Source organism: Neptuniibacter sp. CAU 1671 (genome assembly GCF_029222905.1).
GTDB lineage: Bacteria > Pseudomonadota > Gammaproteobacteria > Pseudomonadales > Balneatricaceae > Neptuniibacter.
Window position 1 is genome coordinate 25,111 of sequence record NZ_JARHUE010000008.1, and the last position, 17,255, is coordinate 42,365.

General features: G+C 52.1%; 18 protein-coding genes. 3 read left to right on the top strand and 15 right to left on the bottom strand.

The genetic code is table 11. The features are described from left to right. Positions 1–161 precede the first annotated feature (161 nt). Positions 162–1,817, top strand: a complete 1,656-nt coding sequence (locus P2G53_RS12620; protein WP_275817783.1) for a SulP family inorganic anion transporter — start codon at positions 162–164, stop codon at positions 1,815–1,817. On the opposite strand, the gene P2G53_RS12625 is transcribed toward P2G53_RS12620, so the two are convergent. Then, a complete protein-coding gene (locus P2G53_RS12625) occupies positions 1,805–2,974 on the bottom strand; it encodes a cation diffusion facilitator family transporter (RefSeq protein WP_275817785.1) in 1,170 nt (389 codons plus the stop codon). The genes P2G53_RS12620 and P2G53_RS12625 overlap by 13 nt on opposite strands. 365 nt (positions 2,975–3,339) lie before the next feature. Here P2G53_RS12625 and P2G53_RS12630 point away from each other — a divergent pair, with 365 nt between their 5' ends. Then, on the top strand, positions 3,340–4,257 hold the full coding sequence (locus P2G53_RS12630; RefSeq protein ID WP_345799207.1) for a bile acid:sodium symporter: 918 nt from the start codon (positions 3,340–3,342) through the stop codon (positions 4,255–4,257). On the opposite strand, the gene queE is transcribed toward P2G53_RS12630, so the two are convergent. Then, positions 4,254–4,883 (bottom strand): 7-carboxy-7-deazaguanine synthase, encoded by a 630-nt coding sequence (queE, locus tag P2G53_RS12635; protein ID WP_275817789.1) that lies wholly within the window; start codon positions 4,881–4,883, stop codon positions 4,254–4,256. The two genes, P2G53_RS12630 and queE, sit on opposite strands and share 4 nt — an antisense overlap. Before the next feature lie 111 nt (positions 4,884–4,994). Between queE and P2G53_RS12640 the strand changes: the two genes are divergently transcribed. After that, positions 4,995–5,507 (top strand): DUF3087 family protein, encoded by a 513-nt coding sequence (locus P2G53_RS12640; protein ID WP_275817790.1) that lies wholly within the window; start codon positions 4,995–4,997, stop codon positions 5,505–5,507. 56 nt (positions 5,508–5,563) lie between these two features. Here the strand turns inward: P2G53_RS12640 and rdgC are convergent, their stop codons facing one another. The 13 genes from rdgC to ccoO all read right to left on the bottom strand — a co-directional run bounded on the left by rdgC (position 5,564) and on the right by ccoO (position 17,248). After that, the gene (gene rdgC, locus P2G53_RS12645; RefSeq protein WP_275817791.1) at positions 5,564–6,472 is read right to left on the bottom strand and encodes a recombination-associated protein RdgC; all 909 of its coding nucleotides are present in this window, start codon (positions 6,470–6,472) and stop codon (positions 5,564–5,566) included. A 66-nt stretch (positions 6,473–6,538) separates the two neighbouring features. Then, positions 6,539–7,021 (bottom strand): thioredoxin fold domain-containing protein, encoded by a 483-nt coding sequence (locus P2G53_RS12650; protein ID WP_275817793.1) that lies wholly within the window; start codon positions 7,019–7,021, stop codon positions 6,539–6,541. Between the two features lie 71 nt (positions 7,022–7,092). Further along, positions 7,093–7,635, bottom strand: coding sequence for an adenine phosphoribosyltransferase (locus P2G53_RS12655; RefSeq protein WP_275817795.1), 543 nt, complete (start codon positions 7,633–7,635; stop codon positions 7,093–7,095). Between the two features lie 82 nt (positions 7,636–7,717). Further along, on the bottom strand, positions 7,718–8,500 hold the full coding sequence (gene fnr, locus P2G53_RS12660; protein ID WP_275817797.1) for a fumarate/nitrate reduction transcriptional regulator Fnr: 783 nt from the start codon (positions 8,498–8,500) through the stop codon (positions 7,718–7,720). Between the two features lie 67 nt (positions 8,501–8,567). Next, the gene (gene hemN, locus P2G53_RS12665) at positions 8,568–9,956 is read right to left on the bottom strand and encodes an oxygen-independent coproporphyrinogen III oxidase (protein WP_275817798.1); all 1,389 of its coding nucleotides are present in this window, start codon (positions 9,954–9,956) and stop codon (positions 8,568–8,570) included. Positions 9,957–9,990: 34 nt separating this feature from the next. Then, positions 9,991–10,668: a sulfite exporter TauE/SafE family protein gene (locus P2G53_RS12670; RefSeq protein ID WP_275817800.1), complete on the bottom strand. Its 678-nt coding sequence runs from the start codon at positions 10,666–10,668 to the stop codon at positions 9,991–9,993. Continuing rightward, positions 10,661–10,849, bottom strand: coding sequence for a cbb3-type cytochrome oxidase assembly protein CcoS (ccoS, locus tag P2G53_RS12675; RefSeq protein WP_275817802.1), 189 nt, complete (start codon positions 10,847–10,849; stop codon positions 10,661–10,663). Before ccoS ends, P2G53_RS12670 begins: the two co-directional genes overlap by 8 nt. Positions 10,850–10,890: 41 nt before the next feature. Continuing rightward, entirely contained in the window at positions 10,891–13,374 is a 2,484-nt protein-coding gene (locus P2G53_RS12680) for a heavy metal translocating P-type ATPase (protein ID WP_275817805.1), read from the bottom strand. 4 nt (positions 13,375–13,378) lie between these two features. After that, positions 13,379–13,891, bottom strand: a complete 513-nt coding sequence (locus P2G53_RS12685; protein WP_275817808.1) for a FixH family protein — start codon at positions 13,889–13,891, stop codon at positions 13,379–13,381. A gap of 94 nt (positions 13,892–13,985) precedes the next feature. Then, entirely contained in the window at positions 13,986–15,410 is a 1,425-nt protein-coding gene (gene ccoG / locus P2G53_RS12690; protein ID WP_275817810.1) for a cytochrome c oxidase accessory protein CcoG, read from the bottom strand. A 140-nt stretch (positions 15,411–15,550) separates the two neighbouring features. Then, positions 15,551–16,444 carry a cytochrome-c oxidase, cbb3-type subunit III gene (gene ccoP / locus P2G53_RS12695; protein ID WP_275817812.1) on the bottom strand — a complete coding sequence of 298 codons (894 nt, stop codon included), beginning with the start codon at positions 16,442–16,444 and terminating at the stop codon, positions 15,551–15,553. Further along, the gene (locus tag P2G53_RS12700) at positions 16,441–16,623 is read right to left on the bottom strand and encodes a cbb3-type cytochrome c oxidase subunit 3 (protein WP_275817814.1); all 183 of its coding nucleotides are present in this window, start codon (positions 16,621–16,623) and stop codon (positions 16,441–16,443) included. The genes ccoP and P2G53_RS12700 overlap by 4 nt, the downstream gene beginning before the upstream one ends. Before the next feature lie 7 nt (positions 16,624–16,630). Further along, positions 16,631–17,248 carry a cytochrome-c oxidase, cbb3-type subunit II gene (ccoO, locus tag P2G53_RS12705; protein WP_275817950.1) on the bottom strand — a complete coding sequence of 206 codons (618 nt, stop codon included), beginning with the start codon at positions 17,246–17,248 and terminating at the stop codon, positions 16,631–16,633. Positions 17,249–17,255: the final 7 nt, after the last annotated feature.

Genomic DNA, 17,255 nt, shown 5'->3' on the forward strand with positions numbered 1-17,255 from the left:
CCATGGCTTTTGTCCCTGATTTTTATGAGTGTATAGTGTATCGGCCATTCCGGCCAATGCTTAAAAAATTAAGTTAATTTTATCTAATGCCCCCCAAGGCACTGTATTCCCAAAAATATTATGTACTGTTAAGTAGCGGTAAAACAGAGGGATTAGACTAAATGCAGTGGATCTACGGCTTTAATACTAAAAATATCAGAGGTGATCTGCTGGGCGGTTTGACGGCTGCAATCGTCGCACTCCCCCTCGCACTGGCATTTGGTGTTTCCTCGGGCGCTGGCGCCATTGCGGGTGTTTATGGCGCGATCTGTGTAGGTTTTTTTGCGGCGTTGTTTGGTGGCACTCCCTCGCAGGTGTCGGGTCCTACCGGGCCAATGACCGTTGTAATGGCTGCCACCTTTACTCATTACTCAGGGCTGGATCCCGAACAGGGGCCGGTGCTGGCATTCACTGTGGTGTTAATGGCTGGCGCAATGCAGGTCCTGCTGGGGCTGTTTAGGTTAGGTAAATACATCACGTTGGTGCCGTTTCCCGTTATATCAGGTTTTATGACCGGCATCGGTGTCATCATTATTTTTCTGCAGCTTGCACCTTTTATTGGCCATGAAGGAGCATCATCGGTGGTGGGTGCGCTGGCACTGTTACCGCAACAGGTAACCACACTTAACCCCTGGGCAACGGCACTGGGCTTGTTGACCCTGCTGACGGTATTTTTCTGTCCACGCCAGATTACCCGTTTTGTGCCTTCAGCATTGATTGCCCTGTTGCTGAGTACGCTGCTGGCAATGCTCTGGATTCCTGCCGATAAGGTCCCTGTACTGGGTGATATTCCCACGGGATTACCTGCCTTGGTCTGGCCCCAGATTTCGATGCCGCTGCTGTCCGATATGCTGATTGCGGCGATGATGCTGGCCATGCTCGGTGCCGTGGATTCGCTGTTGACCTCTCTGGTGGCTGATAACATCACCAAAACCCATCATGATTCAGACCGTGAGCTGATCGGGCAGGGGATCGGTAATATGGCGGCCGGGCTACTGGGTGGTCTGCCTGGTGCCGGGGCCACTATGCGCACAGTGGTTAACGTCCGTGCCGGTGGCAAAACACCGATCTCCGGTGCAGTCCATGCACTTGTGCTATTGGTGATTGTGCTGGGGGCAGGTCCTATGGCGACGCATATCCCTCATGCGGTCCTAGCCGGAATCCTGCTCAAGGTGGGTATTGATATTATCGATTGGCGCTTCCTAGGTCGTCTGCACCGTGCCCCGTTGTTTGTCATTACGCTGATGCTGTTGGTGCTGTTCCTGACGGTGTTTGTGAACCTGATCACGGCCGTGTTTATCGGCGTGTTCCTGGCCAATATTGTTACCCTGAAGCGCCTGGCAGACAGTCAGGTGGATGCTCTGCGCGTGATTGCGGATCAACCTGAATTTTTGCCGGACCTGACTCTGGATGAGCAGCAACTGTTACGTGATGCAAAAGGGCAGATACTGCTGTTCCATTTCGAAGGCCCGGTCAGCTTTGCCTCAGCCAAGGGGCTGTCGAAAAAACTCGCCGTCACAAACCCCCATGAGGTGGTGGTTATGGATTTTAGCCGGGTGCCCTGGATCGATGTATCCACCGCGATGGTGATTGAGGATCTGATCATTGATGCGCGCCGGTTGAACCGGGAGGTACTGCTGGTGGGACTGAGTGAGGCGGTGCTGAATGTGTTCGAGCGCCTGCGGATTCTGAACAGAATCACGCAGGGACATCTTTTTGATGATCGTGCCTCAGCCCTGATTAAGGCATCTGAACTGAGCCGGACTCAGTCAATCTGACCGGCCCCCAGATAGACCTTGCCGAACCAGCGGGGTTGCTCCAGGTGGTCCCGCAGCCCTGCGATCAGTTCCTTAAGCGTTGTGCCACTGTTCAGCAGCGCCTGCAGGTCCTCTTCAAGTAACAGAATCTCCAGATCAATCAGATCCTTGCGATAGTGCAGGGTGACACGCCAGGGTTTCACCGGCACGGCACACTGGGCAAAAAAACGCTCAATGTCCGGTTCAATGGTACTGCGCATTGGCAGGGGTGTGAAAAAGCCTTTCTGGTCGAGTTTGGCATCATCATAGGTATCGATATGATAGATGATATGGCCAATGTCTTCGTTGTGTTTGAGCAGCTTCAGCATGGCGTTATCACCAATCTGGTGTCCCTCTGAGGCACTCACAAAAGGGGCCACCTGAATATGCATCTCCAGCAGGCTGTTACTGCCCATGCTGCGGCTTTTGAAACTGTGTACGTTGATGACGCCATCCACTGACATCACCAGCGTCTTGAGTCGCTCCACCTCTTCAGGCGGCAAACCGGTATCAACCAGCTGACGCAGACTGTCCCAGGTCAGGTCCCAACCGATTTTGCCCACCAGCAGGGCGACAACGACCGCTGCAACGGCGTCCAGCCAGATCCAACCCATCATGGCACCTGCAACCCCGATCAGTACGACGACTGAGGAGAATGCATCTGAGCGGCTATGCCATGCGTTAGCAATGATCATATCTGACTTGATCTCTTTACCCACTTTCAGGGTGTAACGAAAGATCCACTCTTTACCCACAATCGAAAGTGCTGCCACCAGCAGAGCAGGCCATTGCGGGATGCTCAGCGTTTCACCGCTGAGCAGATTATGCAGACTGTCATAGGCCATGGCCCCGGCCACGGCAATCAGAACACTGCCGAGTATTACCGTGCCGACAGTTTCAAACCGTGCATGTCCCCAGGGGTGGTCTTCATCAGGTGCCTGACCGGAAAAGCGCAGTACGATCAGTACCAGCGCGTCGGTCAGGAGATCAGACAGGGAGTGGATACCATCGGCAACCAGTGCTGTGGAATGTGACAATACGCCCGTGACGATTTTCATGACACCTAACACGGCGTCGAGCAGAGCGCCCTGAAGGGTAACTTTTGCGGCAATGGCAGTATGTTCAGGATGACGATGCATATATACGGATCCGTACAGGCGTAGGTAAACTAATCTCAGAGATCAATAGCATACGACAGGTTACTCTCGATGTGGTCAGAGACTGTCAGAATTTCTTTAATCTTCACAACAGAACTGGGCGGTTTTGTGTGTCTCTTCAGGTGTATGCTTTGTTAACACTCGTGTATCAATTATTTAATAAATTTATTTCTAATATATGACTAAGTAATTGATATTTAACGGCCAAGTAGTCAACTGGTTAAAAAATGATCAGTTTAAAGTCAGGCCAGTAACCATGGGAACTTGATGAAGTTTTAGTGGCAGAATTCACAGTGTTATCCACAGGCAATGTGGGTACAACGCGCTAGCAGGCATGATTACAGCCTTTGCTTAATTTTATCTTAACAAAAGGGTCACAGGATTCGGGTATGACAGCGAGCGTTTTATCTCAGATCGTATTACCTGCAGCACTGTTTTTAATCATGCTGGGTGTCGGCATGTCGGTCGAGTTGAAAGCGTTTCAGGCAACCTTGAGGCAGCCCGCTATTTTGCTCAGTGGTGTACTGTTGCAACTGTTTGCTCTGCCTGTGCTGGGGTTGCTGGTGATTGTGTTGTTTCAACTGTCGCCGCTGCTGGCCTGTGGTCTGATGATACTGACCTTTGCGCCTGGCGGTGCTACCTCAAATATGATCACCTACCTGGCAAAAGGGGATACGGCGCTGTCGATCTGCCTGACAGCGATTGCCGGTCTGATAACCCCGGTAACCCTGCCGCTGTTCAGTGCCATAGCCATTGGTTACTGGCTGGGGGATAACAATGCAATCAATTTCCCGGTGTTGCCGACAATGCTCAAGCTGGCGTTTATCGCCATATTACCCGCTCTGATCGGTTCTGCTTTGCGACACCTCTATCCTGTTGTTTGCGACCGGCTGACAGGGCCCGTCAAGATTATCACGGTACTGTTTATGCTGCTGGTGGTCGTGGGGCTAATTAAACAGAATCAGACCCAGCTCTTGGCGCTGTTGCCTCAGCTAACCACGGTATTGCTGGTGCTGATGGCGTTAGCCATGCTGAGTGGCTACTTCATGGCAAAATGGTTGAACGGTGACTCAAAAGCCGGTATCACGCTGGCGATAGAGGTGGGTATTCAGAATGCTGCGGTGGCGCTACTGCTGACAGCGGGCATTTTGCAGAATCAGGAGATGGCGGCGGTCGCGCTGTTTTACGGTGTGCTGATGAATCTGCCGGCGCTGCTGCTGATACTGTGGCGCAACCGTCCCGGATTAAAACCTGCGCTCTCTTAATCGATGTTGAGAATTTTGTGCTGCTGCAGGCTTAGCTTCCACTGAGGATGTTGCAGGCAATAGTGCAGGGCTTCCTGAGTGTGGATGGGTCTCATAGGGCCATCCATCGGTTGCAGATAAAAATGCTCGAAAGCCAGTGCTTCGAAATTGGCCGGGGGGGCCAGGGGTTGCGGATAGACCAGCTTCAGCTCATGTCCCGTCTGAACGACCAGTGCAGCATCTGCTTTGGGGCTGACACAGATCCAGTCAATACCTTTGGGTAAAGGACGGGTGCCGTTGGTCTCAATGGCGACTTCACACCCGGCAGCATGGCAGGCATCGACCAGTGTCTGGTCCAGTTGCAGGGCGGGTTCACCCCCGGTGAAGATCAGATAGGGCGGCTGTTCAACATTCGGCCAGAATGAGACCAGGTATCGAACCAGTGTGGCGGCATCTTCAAATTTTCCGCCATTCTGACCGTCGGTGCCGACAAAATCCGTATCACAGAAATCACACACGGCGTCGGCGCGATCCTGTTCGCGACCTGACCAGAGATTGCATCCGGTAAACCGACAGAATATAGCAGCTCGACCAGACTGAGCGCCTTCACCCTGCAGGCTAAAAAAAATCTCTTTTACCGAATACATATGATATGTTCATTTAGCTGTTTGTCTAAGAGGCGCAGAGTGTACACCGTACACAGCTGTCGTGCGACAGTTGCGCAATAACCACAATAATCACGACGATCAGGTTGTACTATGACACTACGTAACATTGATAAGACGCTTTACAAGCAAAAGCAACGGAAGCTGGCGCTCTCGCTTTGTGTCATCTTCTTTATTTTCGCCATGGTGTTCAGCACCGTGCTGCGTAACTACTTCGGTAATCCCGAAGGTGCAAACACCTGGGTTAATCTGACCGGTGTTCTGATGGGGTTGGCTCTGACTGCGGGCCTGTTCGCCCTGTTCTCCAATCATGCATCACTGGATGAAGTGCGTTATGCCTGGAAAGTGAAACGTCAGGTACTGAAAATCCAGAATAAACTGCATCATTGGGAAGCGCTGCTGGAAAAGGGTGATCAGACCGCTGCGACGGTGATCTCGTTTTATTACCAGGGCGTGTTACAACTGCAGATGCTGGACGGCAATGATTTCGGTTATTCCGAAACCCGTCAGCGGGAGTCACGCTTCCGCAATCAATGTCGTGAGCTGGGTTTGCGTTGCAACGCTGATGAATACAGCAGTGAGCTGCTGGCCAGCCTTAAAGCCTGAAGCATTCGGTTTTTGCATAAACAAAACGCGGCCTGAGCCGCGTTTTTTATTGTCTGTTACTGCCGTTGCAGTTCACCACCAAAGGCTTGCAACAGGGCGGGCAACAGGCGGTTAAATTCCAGCCCCATCTGCACCATATCAGCATCAAACTGGGCGATTGGGTCCTCATCCGCTTCTGTTTTAAGTTGTTCCTGAAGCTGATCGGAGAGTTTCAGACGTTTTAAGGACAGATCTTCCTGCAACATGAAACGCAGTTGCTGCTCCCACTCAACCGCCAGTTTAACCACCCGTTTGCCGGTTTCCAGATGGGCAATAAATTCATCATCCTCCAGTGCCTGGCTCTTGATGCGGATAACGCCCCCTTCGGTGACGCTGTCTCGCAATTCAGCTTCATCCAGCGTGGTGAATTCCGCAGGACGGCTGGCGGGTTCTGACAGCCAGCCAGAGAGAATTGCTGCTGGGGCATTGTTGACATCAATCCGGGTCACCGGCAGTGAACCCAGGCTGCCACGCAGGTGACTGAGCAATGCTTCAGCTTTGGCCGCACTGCTGCTATCCACGGCAATCCATCCCTGTTGTGGTGAGATCAGGGCATAGGTCTGTTGATGGCGACTGAAGGCGCGGGGCAGCAGATCAAGAATGATCTCATCCTTAAGCTGGTCTTTCTCTTTTTTGAAAACCTTGCGCTCAAGTTCAATCTGGGCGACTTTTTCCTGCAGGGCAGCTTTAATCACGCTGGAGGGCAGGATCTTCTCCTCTTTACGTGCGCACAGCAAAACAAAACCCTGCACCGTATGCACCAGTTCATCATCCAGATCCGGGCAGGGGGCAGCCCAGCCATAACGCGCCAGTTCCCCAGATCTGCACGGGGTGAATGCGTGTTCAGCCAGGGTGTTTTGCAGTGAGGCAAGTGGCAGTTCAAAACCATCCTGCAAGCGATAGAAAATTACATTTTTAAACCACATAAGAGTTCCATGCTCAGGTGAGGGGCGGCATCTTAACAAGTTTTTGGCGTGCCGGGGGAATTCGAATCAGTCTTTTTGATTCTGTAGTTGTTGCCAGCTTGTCTCGATTGCTTCATCAAGGTAAAAGCCAAACAGCTCAGGGGTGGTGTAGCCTTCCAGTGCTGCTGTAAGCGGCGCGCCCTTATGATCAAGAAACAGCAGGGTGGGAGTGACACCAATCTTGAAGCGTTTGGCAAACGCATTAGCGGTGACTGTCTGACCGTCAAAGTCGGTCAGTTCCTGGTGGGTATTCATCTCAATGCGGCGAAATCGAACACGGTTTGTATATTGCTGATTACGTTGCATGGGTTGCAGCAGGTCGTAGCTGAGCTGAATACAGTAGGCACACTCAGGCTGGGATACCAGAATCAGCAGTACCTTATCGATATCATCGGCTTCCGAGATGGCAGCGCTCTGTTCACTGAGATCCCTTGCCAGTGGAATATCGGCCTGAACACTGAAACAGGCCAGCAGCAGATTTACTGTCAGTAAAAGATGGCTGCACCGCATAGAATCACACCCTTTTACAGTAAAGCTGGCAGCGCTATGAACTGAACATGGCGCTGCCGATTACTTGCTGATTACAACCCTTCAAACGCCATCAGGGTGTGAACGGGAACACCACTGTCCTGGATCAGGGTAGAACCCTGCAGGTCGGGCAGGTCGATCAGGGCGGCAGCTTCTGAGACCGACGCGCCCAGTTTTTTAACCAGTGTGCAGGCAGCCAGAATGGTTCCGCCAGTGGCAATCAAATCATCAAACACCAGAACCCTGTCACCAGGGCCGACTGCATCGAGCTGCATTTCAACAGACGCTGAACCGTACTCAAGCGCATACTCCTGATGGATGGTTTCGCCCGGCAGTTTGCCTTTTTTACGAACCAGTACCAGAGGCAGGTTCAGGTGATACGCCATGATAGAACTGATCAGAAAGCCACGGGCATCGATACTGGCAATGTGCGTAATGTCACTGTCGATATAGCGCTGAATAAATGCATCAGACACCATGCGCAGGGCTTTAGGGTCCTTGAAGATCGGTGTGATGTCACGGAATTGAACGCCTGGTTCCGGCCAGTCGGGAATGGTGCGGATCACAGACTTTACATAACATTCATCGTAAGACATCAGGTTCTCCTTATTATGGATTCAACAGGCAGGGACCGAATCAACGGCGTGCGAAAGGTCATGCGTCCCTGCAGAGGTGTATTTAAGAACAGTCAGACTGGCGCTGGGGCATATGTTCTGCATTGTTGGGACACTCACCGGAGAGCTGGTACAGCTCTTTCAGGTGGGTCAGATGAACCTCTTTACCTTCGACGCTCAGCAGCTCATTTTTCTGAAAGCGGGTAAAGATACGGCTGACGGTTTCTACGGCCAAGCCCAGATAGTTACCAATCTCATTACGTGACATGGAGAGACGGAAGCTGGTTTCTGAATAACCGCGCTGTTTGAAGCGTTGTGACAGCTTGATCAGGAAGGTAGCAATGCGCTCGTCGGCGTTCTTTTTGGACAACAGCAGCATCATCTGCTGCTCTTCCCGAATCTCTTTACTCATGCTGCGCATCACCTGACGACGCAGTTCCGGCAGTTGGCCAGAGAGGTCGTCCAGACGATCAAACGGAATTTCACAGACGGTGGTGGTTTCCAGTACTTTGGCAGAAACAGGATACTCGCTGCAGTCAAAACCGCTCATGCCCACCAGCTCGCCGGGGAAAAAGAAACCGGTGATCTGCTCTTCGCCTTCATTGGTGAGGGTATAGGTTTTAACGGAGCCGGCACGGATCGCATAAATAGACGTGAAAGGGGTGCCCTGAGTGAAAAGGTGATCGCCTTTTTTCAGTGGCTTACTTTTCTCGATGATATCGTCCAGCCGTTCCATCTCGGTCATATTGAGTGAAACCGGCAGGCAAAGGCTGCTCAGGCTGCAGGTTTTGCAGGTTACCTGATGCAGGCTGCGTAATTTACCATCGGTCACGTGATATTCAGCCATTGTGCCATCCTGTCTGTGGTGTAAGTTCTAAATTATCACCCAATATGCCGCCCCTGAAAAGCGCAGATCAGATGATCCGCGAGAATCGCTGCACGTTTTCAGACTTTGGTATATAGGCATCGAAGCTCATACAGATGCGGCGGATCAGTAATCGACCTGCCGGAGTCACACTGATACGTTCAGGAGACAATTCAACCAAACCATCGGCGGTGAACTGATTCAGTTCATTCAGCGCGTCGGCAAAGTACTCATCAAAGTTGATGGAAAATTCCGATTCAATCTGCGCTTTTTCAAGCTCAAAATGACAGATCAGTTGAGTAATCACCCGGCGGCGCAGGTGGTCGTCAGCACTCAGTTTTACACCCCGTTTAATGGCGTGTTCATGTGTTTCGACCGCTTTGGTATAGGCGGCAACTTCATGTTCATTCTGGTAGTAGACCGAGCCAATCTGACTGATGGCCGAGACGCCCATGGCAACCAGGTCACAGTCCGCATGGGTGGTATAACCCTGGAAATTACGGTGCAGGTGTCCTTCTCGCTGTGCCACTGCCAGCTCGTCATCCGGCTTGGCAAAATGGTCCATGCCGATGTAGACATAACCGGCGTCCAGCAGGGTGTTGATGGTGGTTTCCAGTATAGCGAGTTTGGTATCCGGGCTTGGCAGGGTGGCCGCGTCAATGTGTTTCTGAGAGCGGAACCGGTCAGGCAAATGCGCATAATTGAATACTGACAGTCGGTCAGGATTCATATCAATGACGGTCTCCAGGGTACGCTGGAAACCTTCCAGACTCTGAAACGGCAGCCCATAGATCAGGTCAAGGTTGAGTGAACGGAAACCTTCAGCTCTGGCTGCATCAAGAATCAGGCGGGTTTGCTCAACACTCTGTACCCGGTTAACGGCTTCCTGAACCTTGGGATCGATATCCTGCAGGCCCAGACTGATGCGGTTAAAACCGATTTCGCGTAACACGCTGATGGTCTCTTCAGAGGCTTCACGGGGGTCGATTTCGATTGAGTAGTCACCGCTGTCGTCGTTCAGCAGATTAAAATGCTTTCGCATCTGCCCCATCAGTTCGCGCATCTGATCATGGCTGATAAAGGTGGGGGTACCGCCACCCCAGTGTAGCTGGGTTACGCTACGGTCGTTGCTGTACCACTGGGACAGCTGCGCCATTTCACGGTAGACCGTATCCAGATAGGGTTGTGCCTTGTTGCGGTTACGGGTGATCACCTTGTTGCAGGCGCAGTAGTAACAGACATGTTCACAAAAAGGGATATGCACATAAAGTGACAAAGGGGCACTGAGGTCCGTCGTCTGCTGGGCACAGTTAACCAGATCCGCTGGCGCCAGCGCCGGATCAAACTGAACGGCGGTTGGGTAAGATGTATAACGCGGCCCTGACAGGTCATAACGTTTAATCAGATCCAGATCCCACTTAATCAGGTTATTGTCCACTGATAGTACCCTCTAAACTTTAACCGCAGTGGCCTTAAGCCGCCTGCAAATAATCAAGAACACCGCGCCAGGGTAAACTGAACAGACCCATGATTATGATGATGAGTCCTGCGACCTGACGGGTCAGTTGTTGTTGCAGCAGGCTTTTTACCTGCTGCGCAAAAAGTCCGGTTAACAGCATGACGGGCAGCGTGCCAAGACCAAAACAGGCCATCAGCAGGGCGCTGTACTGCCAGTCGGCGGCGGCTGAGGCCCAGATTAATGTGCTGTATACCAAGCCGCAGGGAAGCCAGCCCCAAAGGCTGCCTAAAAGAAACGCCTGACCGGGGTGGCGGGCTGGTAGCAATCTTCCGGCAAGCGGACGTAGTTGTTGCCAGAGCATGCCGCCAACCTTCTCGAGACGGGTCACGCCGAGCCACCACTGCGCAATATATAAACCCATGGCGACCAGCATCAGACCTGCCAGAGTGCGCAAAATAAGCTGTAATTCAAGGTTGCTTAATAACCAGCCGAGACTGCCAAACAGGGCGCCGGCCAGGCTGTAGCTGAGTATCCGGCCACCGTTGTAGCTGACTAATAAACTTAGTCCCCGAGAGCCTGACGGAGCCTGTAATGCCACGCTGCTGGCGATACCGCCACACATGCCAAGGCAGTGGGTGCCGCCAAGCAGGCCGAGCAAAAAAGCGGTAGGTAGCGCAAAGGCTTCAGTCATCGGATTTCCGAGGCGGTTTCGCGTCCTGCGGAATCAGATCATCATCATCGTCGAAAAGAATGCGGTGCGCAGGGGAGTCCAGATCGTCAAACTGTCCACTGTTTACGCTCCAGAAAAATGCCCAGACACCACATCCGGCAAGAATCACAGCGATTGGTATCAATAGATAGATAATGTCCATGGCATTGTCGCTAAATAGCCCTGAAAAAGTTGTGGCATAGTTTACCTGATTTTGGTTGTCTCAGCAGCTCTGTTTTTTGGCATAGAGCTGAGCCGCAAGGCATTACCAACCACCACCAGTGAGCTCAGAGACATGCCTAACGCTGCCATATAGGGCGCGATAAAACCAAATGCAGCCAGGGGCAGGGCGGTCAGGTTATAGCAGAGTGACCAGGCCAGATTCTGATTGATAATCCGTCTGGATTTACGCGCCAGCTGAATACCACTGGCCAGACGGGTCAGGTCATGGTTTACCAGTACAGCGTCTGCACTGGTTTTGGCCAGATCGGTTGCACTGCCCATGGCAATGGACGTCTGAGAGCCTGCCAGAACGGGGATGTCGTTAATGCCGTCACCCACCATAATGACGCGCTTACCTTCGGCCTGCAGCTGATTGACATATTGCAGTTTCTGTTCAGGGCTGGCGCCGGACATACAGTGGTTGATGCCAAGTTTGGTAACCGTATCGGTAACGGCACTGGAGCTGTCCCCGGTGAGCAGGTGGCAGTTCAGGCCGAGACGTTTAAGCTGCGCAATGGCGCTGGCCGCTTCCGGGCGCAGATGGTCGTTCAGGCGGAACCATGCCTGAGGTCCGGCTGCGCTGCACAGTAATAACCAGAGACCGCTTTGGGTCGGGGTGGTTAACGTGGCATCAGGGCAGAGTGTCATCGCATACTCGGGTTTGCCGATACGATAGAGGGTCTGATCAATCTTGCCCTGAAGACCCAGGCCCAGACTTGCCTCAATATCACGTGCGCTCAGTTGTTCTCGATTATCCTGAAAGGCGTGTGCGATAGGGTGCTCACTGTGTTTTTCCAGAGCGGCGGCGAGCTGAATGCATTGTTGTTCGCTGGTATCACCTAAGGGGATAACCTGCTGCAGGGTAAGTCGTCCTTCAGTCAGGGTTCCGGTTTTATCGAACACAACCTCATCTGCATTGGCCAGCGCTTCAAGTACATGACCACGGGTAATCAGTAAACCGTGTTCGCGCAGGGTGGCCGTGGCGGCTGTGAGGGCAGTCGGGGTGGCCAGCGACAAAGCGCAGGGACAGGTCACTACTAAAACTGACAGCGTGATCCAGAATGCATTGGCCGGTTCGATCTGCCACCAGCTGATGCTCACTACCGTTGCGGTCAGCAGGACGATGGCAACAAAATAGCTGGCGACCTTATCGGCAATTTTTGCGACGGCAGGTTTTTCCGCCTGCGCCCGTTCTAACAGGCGGACAATGGCGGATAGCTGCGTGTCGTTACCGGTTCGGGTGATACGCAGGGTCAGCGGATTTTCAACATTCATGGTGCCGCCCACCACAGCGTCACCGGTTTGTTTTGCGATTGGCAGATATTCGCCGGTCAGGGCTGACTCATCCACCGAGCTGCGACCGGCGATGATCTCGGCATCCGCAGGGATGGTTTGGCCGGGTTTGACCAGAATCTCCATGCCCGCCTTGAGTTCAGAGGCTGGGATCAATTGTTCTTTACCGTCCAGTATCTGTATCGCGCTGTTGGGAATCAGATTAAGCAGCGCATTCCCGGCGCGGCCTGAACGGTGGCGCGCTTTCATTTCAAGAAAACGACCAGTCAGCAAAAACAGGGTAAACATGGTGACAGAGTCAAAATAGACTTCACCGCTGTTGGTCACCGTCGCCCAGACACTGGCCAGATAGGCACCACCAATGGCAATTGAGACCGGTACATCCATGGTCAGATGACGGGTCTTGAAATCCCGGAGTGCGGCGATAAAAAACGACTGGGCGGAGTAAAGGATTACGGGGGTGGCAAATACCAGGCTAACCCAGCGCATAAAGGATTCATATTGTGTTTCCATGCCCTGGAGAGCACCGCCATAAAGGGCGATGGCCAGCATCATGGTCTGCATCATACCAATGCCGGCAACGCCGAGACGGCGCAGCGCTTTTTTCTGCTCCAGCGCGAGCCGCTGCTCTTCAAGATCCGGCTGGTAGGGGTGGGCCTGATAACCGATGCAATAAATTTCGGCGAAAATATGGCTGAGTTTTTGTTGTTCGGGCTGCCAACTGATGCGTGCACGGTGATTTGTCAGGTTCACCCGAACCTCAAGTACACCGTCCATCTTGCTCAGATGGTGTTCCAGTAACCAGACGCAGGCGGCACAGGTAATGCCTTCAATGACCAGGCTGGCTTCCCGGTGATTTTCAATTGCCGAGACAAATCCCTGCTGGAGTTCAGGGCTATCGTACAGTGTCAGCTCATCGAGGAAACCGGATTTAAGCTCCCGGGTTTTAATCTCCGGAGAACCGGCAGGTCCAGCCCGGTGTTTATAATAATTTTCCAGGCCACTGGCCGCGATGGTCTCAGCCACCGCCTGGCATCCGGGGCAGCACATTGACCGCGGCTGACCCTGGATCAGCGCGCGGTAATCGGTACCCGGTGGGATCGGCAAACCGCAGTGGAAGCAGTCTGCTGCAGCGTCCAGTGTTTGGGGAGCCGCCAGTGACGTGTCAGTCATACACTCAGTTTTCAGCGCTTAGCTCAACGGTGTTCTGATCGTAAGGGGGTGAAATCTCTGCACGCAATCGCCATTCCTCACTGGAAGGCTCAAGCAGCAGGTAACGCTTACCTTTTAGCTCAGCCTGCAAACTGCCGGTATAGGCCATGCTGCCAGGCACACGCTTCAGGGTGATTGACTGGTCATATTTTTGATGTGTTGGATGCACGATGTTCAGATTCAATGTTTCAGGCGGCGTATCCTGATTGGTTTTGAAATTCAGCATCAGATCGCCAGTCAGGTTGTCCAGCATCAGGTTAGCACCAATGCCCATACGCTGAGCGGCTTCAACCCGGCTTGGATCCAGAACATGGTTACGTGCAACCTTGTAAAAGTCATCTTTAACCAAACCGTCCATTGTAACGATGGAAAGATACAAAAAGGTGAAGCCATAGATGAATACAGCAATCAGTGGAGCCAGAATAAACCAGAGCCAGGGTTGCTTGTACCAGGGTGCCTGAGGCGTTTGATCAGTCATATTTCTACCATGTATAAAAAAAGCTGCCGGGGCGCCGTGCTGGTGGCACCGGGCAGCTATTCTAACCGATTTATATCAGCTGCGTGCAATGCCCTTAACGGGCAGGTGCAGGACCGATAAAGCGGCTCTCTTCAGTGATGCTGATGTCCGGGGCATTTACGGCAGTCACCGTGAAATGGATCTTGGTATTGGCGGATTCCAGATAGCGTCGATCAAGATCAAGGCGCAGTGGCAGATCCAGCAATTCACCTGCGGAGATTGTGACCTCAGAAGGACCAATCAGTTCAAGTCCATCAAGACCCGATACCGAGATTGTATAACGGTGATCATTCTGCTCTTTGTTGGCCATCTTCAGCGTATACACGTTTTCAATTTTACCACTGGGCGTTTCAACAAAGAGCTGACCCCGGTCACGTAAAATATCCAGTTCCAGAGGTACACGGTTAAATAGTGTATAACCAAAGGCGATAAACATGGCACATAGCACAGCGAAGTAGCCAATCAGTCGGGGACGGAAGATGTGAGTGGTTTTACCTTCCAACTGATGTTCAGTGGTGTAACGTACCAGTCCGCGGGGATAACCCATGCGATCCATGATGTCGTCGCAGGCATCAATACAGGCACCACAGGCGACGCATTCGTATTGCAGACCATCACGGATATCAATGCCAACAGGGCAGACATGGACGCAGTTACCACAATCAATACAGTCGCCTAAGCCCTGGGCTTTATAGTCTGCTTCTTTTTTACGTTTACCGCGGGTTTCGCCACGTTTTTCATCGTAAGAGATGATCAGGGTGTCCTGATCAAACATAACGGACTGGAAACGGGCGTAAGGGCACATGTAGATACAGACCTGCTCACGCAGCCAGCCAGCATTACCGTAGGTGGCTACTGTGAAAAAGCCCAACCACCAGGTTTCCCAGGGGCCGAGATTCCAGCTCAGGATATCCGGGATCAGCTCACGTACCGGTGAGAAATAACCAACAAAGGCCACCGCGGTAGCAATCGAAAACGCCAACCACAGGAAGTGTTTCAGACTTTTACGCAGAAACTTTTCAGTGGTCCAGGGTTGTTTGTCCACGCGCATGCGTTGATTGCGATCACCCTCTGCAAATTTTTCGATCCAGATATAGATCCAGGTCCAGACGAACTGTGGGCAGGCATAACCGCACCACAAGCGACCGGCAAATACAGTAAAGAAGAACAGGGCAAAGGCCAGGATAATCAGCAGCCAGGAGAGCAGCATAAAGTCCTGAGGCCAGAACGTCATGCCAAATACATGGAACTGGCGGTTAGGCAGGTCAAACAACACAGCCTGTCGGCCATCCCAGCTTAACCAGGAAAAACCAAAAAACATCACCAGCATAATCAGACTGGAAAGTTGACGGAACTTCTTAAAAAATCCCGTGTAATGCTTAACGTAGATATGCTCCCGTTTGGCATACAGATCGAAGTTTTCGGCTGCATTTTTCTTGGGCGGTTTTGGAGTGATATTTTGCACCGGAATCTGGTTCATAAGCGTTCTTCTGTGGCAAAAGCAAAAACTGATCCCTAGCAACCTTAGGTTTATTAGGGAATTTGCATATTATACTAACCCGGAAATAAAAAAGGCGATATGACCTAGATCATATCGCCTTTCTTCAGTGACTGTCCCGCTTATTTATTGGACAGACTGTAGACATAAGCAGTGATCAGATGAATCTTCTCATCGCTCAGCAGGTCTTTGTGCGCTGGCATCATACCTGCGCGGCCGTTACGGATAGTGTGTGCAACTTTCTCGAACGTACCACCATACAGCCAGATATTATCAGTCAGGTTAGGTGCACCCAGCATCTGAACGCCTTTTGCGTCAGTGCCGTGACATGCAGTACACAGAGCCTGGAACTGACCCTGGCCGCGAGCGGCAGCGTCTTTGTCCACTTCCTGACCACTCAGGCTCAGGACGTAGCTGGCAACGTCGCGTACACCTTCTTCACCCAGTACAGCACCCCAAGGTGGCATACCGCCATTACGGCCATTGGTGATGGTGGCTTTGATGGTGGCAGGTGCGCCGCCGTACAACCAGTCATTGTCGGTCAGGTTAGGGAAGCCGTGGGCGCCGGTACCGGCAGAACCATGGCATACAGCACAGTTGTTACCAAACATGCGCTGACCCATTTTCAGGCCTTTTTCGTTTTCAGGCAGCTGCAGTTCTTCTACAGAAATGGCTGCGTACTTGGCGAAGACAGGCTTGTACACCTCTTCAGCATGTGCCATCTCTTCTTCCCACTGGTTGTGAGAAGTCCAGCCCAGCAGACCCTGGAAGCTACCCAGACCTGGATAGAGAACCAGATAAACCAGACCAAAGATGACGGTACCCAGGAACATTTTGAACCACCACTGTGGCAGTGGATTGTCATATTCCTCAATGCCATCAAAGGCATGGCCAACTTTTTCTTCAGTAGTATCGTTAAATTTCTGACTCTTACGAGTCGCAAACAGTAACCAGGTACAACCCAGGATAACTGCCAGGGTAATGACGGATACCCACGCGCTCCAGAAAGCACTCATTTTTCAATTCTCCCGTTACTGGCCTTAGTATCCAGTTCATCTTCAGGCTCATTCAGCGGCATATTCGCTGCGTCGTCATACTTTGACTTGTTTTTTGGGTGCAGTACCCAAGCAAACAGTGCAAAGAAGACCACCATCATGATGACTGGCATGTAGGGACCGTAAACTTCGTAATTCACGCGTTAATTACCGCTTGTTGTTGTACACAGAGTGGGTTTTACCCAGCGCCTGCAGGTAAGCGACCAGAGCATCGATCTCGTATTTGCCCTGAACAGCATCCTGTGCACCAGCGATCTGCTCATCGGTAAACGGTACGCCCATCGCGCGCTGTACTTCCAGTTTCTTAGCTGTGTCTTTACCAGTCAGCTTGTTCTCGAACAGCCAAGGGTAAGCAGGCATCTTGGATTCCGGAACCACGTCACGAGGGTTGTACAGGTGAGCACGGTGCCAGTCGTCAGAATAACGACCGCCTACACGGGCCAGGTCAGGACCGGTACGCTTGGAGCCCCACAGGAATGGGTGTTCCCAAACGAATTCGTTCGCAGTAGAGAAGTGACCGTAACGCTCGGTTTCGGCACGGAACGGACGAATCATCTGAGAGTGACAGTTGTTACAACCTTCACGGATGTAGATGTCACGGCCTTCAAACTCCAGCGCGGTGTAGGTACGCATACCTTCAATCGGCTTGGTTGTTGAGGTCTGGAAGAACAGAGGTACGATCTCTGCCAGACCACCGCCACTGATCGTGATGATGATCAGCAGGATCATGAGGCCGATATTCTTTTCTATCGTTTCATGTTTGATCATGTTG